The organism is Methylorubrum podarium (genome assembly GCF_022179745.1).
In the GTDB taxonomy this organism is placed as follows: domain Bacteria; phylum Pseudomonadota; class Alphaproteobacteria; order Rhizobiales; family Beijerinckiaceae; genus Methylobacterium; species Methylobacterium podarium.
In genome coordinates this window covers 1-7,063 of record NZ_BPRD01000068.1, presented here as the reverse complement: position 1 = coordinate 7,063, position 7,063 = coordinate 1, and the positions used below count along the sequence as shown (strand labels likewise).

The following is a 7,063-nucleotide window of genomic DNA, read 5'->3' as shown; positions in this document are numbered from 1 at the left end:
GCCACCGACCGGGGCGAGCGTCCAGGGCAGGTCCTCGAAGTGGCGGCTCTTCCCGGCGAAGGCGTCGTCGATGATGGGCTTGGCCTGATCCCAGGCGTCGGCCCAGACCCGGTCGAAGCGCTCGCCCATCGCCCAGGAGAGGCGGGGGCCGAGCAGCGGGAAATAGGTGTCGTTGAAGAAGAAGTGCAGCTCCGGCCCCCAGGCCAGGATCATGCTCTCGGGCGAGTTCAGGATGAGGCTGAGCGCCGTGCGCAGGGAATCCGGCCAGGTCTCGGGCCGTCCGAGCGGATGATCCGTCCAGTCGCGCTCGGCGATCATGCGGGCGGCCTCGCCGCCGCCGGCCAGGAACGGGGGTAAGTCGGTCATGTCCGAACGGCTTTACACAGGTGATCCGCCGCCGGACAGAGCCGTTTCAGATCACGCCGCGCGCCCGCGCCGACCCTCCACCAGCCACATCGCCAGCACGGCGGCGGCGAGGGCGGCGAGCGCCCACAGGCCGATGCCGAGCGGATAGACCTCGACGCCGCGCACGGTGGCGCTGTCGCTCGGGCGGAAACCGATCCAGTCGGCGCCGCCGAGCCGGCCGCCGCGGGTGATCTGGAGGCGGGGCACGTCGATCCCGCCGCCCAGGGCGGCGACCCGGCGGATCGTGCCGCCGGAGCCCTCGGCCACGCCCTTCAGCCGCTCGGTGTCGCTGAACACGTCGGCGAGTTCGCGCGGATTGGCCGGGCCGACGCTGACGAAGGCGACGAGGCTGCCGGAGCGGATGGTGTGGAGCCCCAGCTGCTCGGCCTCGAAGGTCGCGGTGAACAGGCCGGTCTCCGCCTTCGACAAGTCGAGACTCCGCTCTTTGCCGGTCGGGCCGGTGATCGTGACGGGACCGGCCTCCTCGGCCATGGTCTGGCGCTCGATGCGGACCTCGCGGCCGCGGCCCGTGGTCTGGGCGCGCAGCGCCTCCTCTTCGAGGGCCGGCTCCTTCATCAGCCAGTGGGCGAGGCGGCGCAGCAGGTCGAGATAGGGGCCGCCCTGCTGGTAGCCGCGGGCCCAGAGCCAGGCCTGATCCGACAGCATCAGGGCGACGCGGCCCTTGTCCTCGCGCGACAGCGCCAGGAGCGGCAGGCCGTTGGCGCCGGACAGGATCGGCTGCACGCCCGGCCGGGTCTGCGCCGAGACGATGCGCAGCCAGTCGCCCCAGGCCGGCGGATTCGCCTCCGAGCCCGGCAGCGCCCGGGTGACGGGGTGGCGGTGGCCGGTCTCGGTCAGGTTGGCCTTGAACGGCTGCTCGACCACCTTGGCCGAGGGGTCGCCCGGCAGGATCGAGGCGAGCCGGGTGCGGGCGAGGCTGGCGGGGCCGGCGAATTCCGGCCCGGCGGCGATCAGCAGCGCGCCGCCCTCGCGGACGTAGCGGACGATGTTGTCGAAATAGGCCTGCGGCAGCACGCTCTGGTTGGCGTAGCGGTCGAAGATGATGAGGTCGAAATCCTTGATCTTCTGGACGAACAGCTCGCGGGTCGGGAAGGCGATCAGCGAGAGCTCGGAGATCGGGGTGCCGTCCTGCTTCTCCGGCGGCCGGAGAATCGTGAAGTGGACGAGATCGACGGAGGCGTCCGACTTCAAGAGGTTGCGCCAGGTGCGCTCGCCCTGGTGCGGCTCGCCGGAGACAAGGAGCACCCGGAGCTTTTCGCGGATTCCCTCGATCGGCAGCACGGCGCGGTTGTTGACCGTGGTGAGCTCGCCGGGCAGCGGCTCGACCTCGATCTCGACCACGTTCGGGCCGCCATGCTCGATATGGGTGGTGAGCGAGAACGGGACGCCGGTGCTGATGCTCTGCCGGTCGATCTCCTCGCCGTCGCGGCGCACGGTGACGGTCGCCGTGCCGGTGCCGCCGCGCTCCATCACCTCGCCGCGCAGGGTAACGTCCTTGCCGACGATGCCGAAGCGGGGCGCCTCCAGCATCTTGATCTGGCGGTCGCGCTCGTCCGGCCTTCCGGTGACGAGGACGTGCAGCGGCGCCTTCAGCCCGAGGGTGCCGAGCGAGGCGGGGATGTCGTGCACCACGCCGTCGGTGAGCATCACCACGCCGGCGATCCGCTCCGGCGGCACGTCGGCGAGCGCCTGGGTCAGCGCGGTGAACAGCTTGGTGCCGTCGTCGCCCTCCGCGCCCTGCGCGTCACCGACCTCGATGAAGCGGGGCTCGATGTTGGTGAGCGCGCCGAAGCGGCGCTCCAGCTCGGCCTTGACCGCCTCCGTCATGGCCGGGCGATCGCCCAGGCTTTGCGAGCCGGAGCGATCGACGACGATGGCCGCCACGTCCTTCACCGGGTCGCGGTCCTCGCGCACCAGCGAGGGGTTGGCGAGCGCGAGCACGACCAGGCCGAGGGCGATGGCCCGCAGCAGCGCCGTGCGCCCGCGGGCCAGCACCGCGACGACGGCGAGGATCGCGGCGAGCCCGCCGAAGGCGGCGAGCACCGGCCAGGGGACGAGGGGGGTGAAGCTGAGGCTCAGCATCGGGCGGGGCCTTCAGGGTTAAGCGCGGGAAGCCCTCCCCCCTCTGCGGGGGAGGGTGGCCCCTGCATCGGCAGGGGTCGGGAGAGGGGAGCGCCGGTTCCGGAGAGTGCGGAGCCGTCCCCTCTCCCGCCTGCTCCGCAGGCACCCTCCCCCGCAGAGGGGGGAGGGTTCATGCGCGGCATGTATGTCGTCGAAGACATCACTGTCCCAACCGCTCCAGCAGGGCCGGCACGTGGACCTGGTCGGCCTTGTAGTTTCCGGTCAGCGTGTAGATCACGATGTTGATGCCGCCGCGGAACGCCATCTCGCGCTGGCGCTGGTCGCCGCCGGAGACGGGGTAGAGCGGCTCGCCGCTGCGGCCCACCGCCCAGGCGGCGGCGAGGTCGTTGCCGGTGATGATGATCGGCGTGACGCCGTCGCCCGCCCGCGCCGGGCGACGCTCGCCGCCCTCGCCCGCGGGGGGAATCGTCTCGACCCAGGTCTGGCCGGTGCTGAAGCGGCCGGGGAACGAATCGACGAGGTAGAACGCCTTGGTCAGGACGTGGTCCTGCGGCACGGGCTCCAGCTCCGGCACCTCCAGGGTCGCCAGCATCTTGCGCAGATACGCCGTCTCCGGGGTCGGCGGACCGTTCGCGCGAGCGGTCTGGGCGTCGCGGGTGTCGAAGATCACCGTGCCGCCGTTGCGCATGAAGGCGTCGATCCTGCGGATCGCCGCCTCGCTCGGCTGCGGGCGCCCGGCGACGATCGGCCAGTAGATCAGCGGGTAGAAGGCGAGCTCGTCCTTCTCCAGGTTCAGGCCCGCGGGCTCGCCGGGCTCCAGGGCGGTGCGGGCGGCGAGCATCTGGCTCAGGCCCGACAGCCCGGCGCGGCTCGCCGCGTCGGTCGCGGCGTCGCCGGTGACGACGTAGGCGAGCCGGGTGTTGAGGGCCGATTCGATGCCGTTCGGCCGGTTGGCGGCCGGCGCCGATGTCGCCTCCTGCGCCCGCGCCGGGGGCGGCACGAAGGCGAGGGCGGCGCCGAGCAGCGCCGGCAGGAGCCAGGCGGCGGGAGCGGCCCGGCCGCGCGCGAGCCGGCCGGAACCCCGAAAAAAGCCGCCGAGCCAGAGGCCGGCCAGGGTGTCGAGGGCCAGCAGCGCCAGGGCGAGGCTGAACAGCAGCGCGCGCAGGTCGAGGGTCTCCGCGCCGGCGAGCGAGCCCATCCGGGCGCCCTTCAGACCGGCGAGGTCGAGGGGTTCGAGCCGGTCGCCGGGCACCAGCGCGTTGACGGCAATGCCGCCCTCCGCCGTGCCGTAGAAGCCCGGCGGGTGTTCGGGACCGGCGCGGTCGGCGAAGTCGGCCGGCACGGCGGTGGCGCTGGCGGGCGGGGAGCCCAGCGCGCCGAAACCGTCGAGGGTCAGGCGCGGCGCCAGCAGCGCGGCCTTCGCCTGCCGCCCGTCGCCCTCGCCGAGCTTGGCCGAGGGGCCGGCGAGGCCGACGACCCGGCGCAGCATGTCCACGAACAGCCCCGACAGCGGCAGGTTCGACCACGTCGTGTCGGCGGTGACGTGGAACAGCACCACGAGCCCCTGCCCCCGCTTGCCGGCCGTGACGATGGGCGTGCCGTCCTGCAACGCCGCCCAGGTCTTGCCGGGCAGGTCGCCGTCGGGCTCGGCGAGGATCTGGCGGCGCACGCCGATATCGGCGGGCGGGTTCAGCCCGGCGAAGGGGCTCTCGGGCGCGAAGGCCGCGAGCGTCTTCGGCCGGTCCCAGGACAGGGTGCCGCCGAGCGAGCGCCCGCCCCGGCGCAGGCGCACCGGCACCAGCGGGTCGTTGCCGGCGGCGAGCCGGGGGCCGGCGAAGCGCAGCAGCAGCCCGCCCTCGTCGACGAACTGTTCCACCCGCGCGAGGGTGCGGTCGTCGAGCGCGCCGACATCGGCGAGCGCCAGCACCGAGACCTGGTTGTCGAGCATCTGGCCGATGGATTCGGCGGTGCCCTGGCCGCCGCGGGGCTGCTGCACGTCGGCGAAGGGCGAGAGCGCCTTGGCGAGGTAGTAGGTCGGCGCGAGCAGGGGCTGGGCCTGATCGAGCGTGCCGCCGAAGACGAGGCCGACCCGGCGGCGCTTGCCGCGCTCGTCCATCAGCACGACGGCGCCGGCCGAGCGCTCGCCCTCGATCTCGAGGCGGGCGATGGCGTTGCGCAGCTCCACCGGCAGGTCGAAGCTCACGCTGGTCTCCCGCGCCTCCGGGGCGAGGGTGAAGCGGCTCTCGGCGAGCGGCAGGCCCTTCGGGTCGAGGGCCCGCACCAGCCCGGCATCGCGGCCGTTGCCTTCCGCCCGCAGCACCTGCGCCGAGAGTTTTTCGCCCGGCTGCGCCGGCGAGCCTTCGAGCGCGAGGGCCGGGGAGCGCTCGGCCTTCAGCACCGAGACCGCGCTGCCGTGGCGGCTCGCGAGATCCCCGAGGGCGGTGGCGAAATCACCTTTGCCCGCCCCGCGCACGCCGTCGCTGATCCAGACGATCGAGGCGCCGGGCATCCGCTCCAGGAAGGTGCCGATCGAGGCCAGATGCGCGTCGCGGTCGCCGAGATGCGGGCGCGGCTGGATCGCCCGGAGGCGCTCCAGGGCGGCGGCCGGGGCCTTCGCCTCGAAGGGGGCGGGCGCGTCCGCGCTCGCGACCAGGGCCACCGGGCGCCCGTCGCGGGCGGCGGCCTCGATCTCGTCGGTGGCCGCGCGCAGGCGGTCGCGCCAGTCCTGGGCCGCGACGAAGCCGTTGTCGAGGACGAGGAGCAGGGGTTCTCGCCCCGCGGCGGCGCCGATGCCGCCGGGATTCCACACCGGCCCGGCCACCGCGAGGATCAGGCAGGCGGCGGCCAGGATCCGCAGGATCAGGAGCCAGGGCGGCGTGCGGGCCGGGGTCTCGCGCTTCGGCAGCAGGTCGGCGACGAGCGCCAGCGGCGGGAAGGAGATGCGGCGCGGGCGCGGCGGCGTGACCCGCAGCAGCACCCACAGGGCCGGCAGCGCCACGAGCGCGGCGAGCGCGAGGGGGGCGGCGAAGGTGAGCGGGATCCCGAACAATGCGGTTCGCCTTTCAGCCGAGCCCGCGCGCGGCGGCGACGAGGGTGAGGACCCGCAGGGCCGCCTCGCTCGCCGGCCGGTCGGTGCGGTGGATCGTCAACGTCCAGCCCCGCTGCCGGGCGATCTCCGACAGGCCGTCGCGGTGGGCGGCGATGCGCGCGCGGTAGGCCTCGCCCCAGGCGCCCGCCTCGCCGATCTCGAGGCTCAAGCCGCCTTCGGGGTCGTGCAGCACGGCCTGGCCGGTGAAGGGGAAGGTCTCCTCCACCGGGTCGGCCACCAGCACGAGATGGCCGCGGTTGCCGTGGGCGGAACTCGTCTGCACCGCCTCCCGCACCCGGTCGAGGGGGGTGAGGAAGTCGCTCACCAGCACCACCTCGTCGAAGCGGCCGGGGCTCGCGGGCGGCGGCAGGTCCTGGCTCAGTCCGGCCCGGTCGTTGACCAGCGCCTGGGCGAGCGTCTCGACGATGCCGCGGGAGGCGCTGGCGCGGGTGAGCCCGAGCAGGCCGACGCGCTCGCCGCCCTCGACGAAGGTGTCGGCGAGCGCCAGCCCCAGCACCAGCGCCCGCTCGACCTTGGAGGTCTGGGCCAGGTCCGAGGCGAAGCCCATGGAGGCGGAGCGGTCGATCCAGATCCAGATGTTGTGGGCGGCCTCCCACTCGCGCTCGCGCACGTAGAGCCGGTCGTCGCGGGCCGAGCGGCGCCAGTCGATGCGCGCGGCGGCCTCGCCGGTGACGAAGGGACGGAACTGCCAGAAGCTCTCGCCCGGCCCGGCGCGGCGGCGCCCGTGCAGGCCGTGCGCCAGGGTGCCGGAGACGCGGCGCGACTCGAGCACGAGCCGCGGCATCACCTCGGCCAGCGCGAGCGCGCCGCCGGTCTCGGATCCGCCGGGGCGGCGGCGCTCGGCCTCGACGAGCCGGGTGGAGGCCATCCGCGGCGGACTCAGAGCTTGGCGGCGAGCTGGCCGATCAGGCCGGTCACCGTCTCGCCGTCGGCCCGCGCGGCGAAGGTCACCGCCATGCGGTGCTTGAGCACCGGCTCGGCGAGCGCCTTCACGTCGGCCACGGAGGGGGCGACCCGGCCCTCGATCAGCGCGCGGGCGCGGACGGCCAGCGTCAGCGCCTGGCTCGCGCGGGGACCCGGCCCCCACAGCAGTTTTTTGGCAATGGCCGGGTCGCCACCTTCCGGCCTCGCCGAGCGCACGAGGTCGAGGATGGCATCGACCACGGCGTCGCCCACGGGCAGGCGCCGGACGAGGCGCTGCGCGGTGAGCAGCTGCTCGGTGTTCATCACCGCCCTGGCCTGCGTGTCCTCAACGCCGGTGGTCTCGATCAGGATGCGGCGCTCGGCGGCGCGGTCGGGATAGCCGACGTCGATCTCCAGGAGGAAGCGGTCGAGCTGCGCCTCCGGCAGCGGATAGGTGCCCTCCTGCTCGATCGGGTTCTGGGTCGCGAGAACGTGGAAGGGCCGCGGCAGGTCGTGGCGCTCGCCCGCCACCGAGACGAAATG

General features: G+C 74.1%; 4 protein-coding genes and 1 pseudogene. All 5 read right to left on the bottom strand.

Annotation, left to right across the window (positions count from 1 at the left end; translation table 11 throughout):
- Positions 1 to 366: pseudogene (locus MFF42_RS03755) on the bottom strand (hybrid sensor histidine kinase/response regulator); the annotation flags it as partial.
- 51 nt (positions 367 to 417) lie between these two features.
- Entirely contained in the window at positions 418 to 2,508 is a 2,091-nt protein-coding gene (locus tag MFF42_RS03750; protein ID WP_238254551.1) for a hypothetical protein, read from the bottom strand.
- Positions 2,509 to 2,707: 199 nt separating this feature from the next.
- Entirely contained in the window at positions 2,708 to 5,557 is a 2,850-nt protein-coding gene (locus MFF42_RS03745) for a DUF4159 domain-containing protein (protein WP_238254550.1), read from the bottom strand.
- 13 nt (positions 5,558 to 5,570) lie between these two features.
- Entirely contained in the window at positions 5,571 to 6,485 is a 915-nt protein-coding gene (locus MFF42_RS03740; protein WP_238254549.1) for a DUF58 domain-containing protein, read from the bottom strand.
- A gap of 11 nt (positions 6,486 to 6,496) precedes the next feature.
- Positions 6,497 to 7,063, bottom strand: a 567-nt coding sequence (locus MFF42_RS03735; RefSeq protein WP_238254548.1) for an AAA family ATPase, incomplete at its 5' end; no start/stop codon positions are given.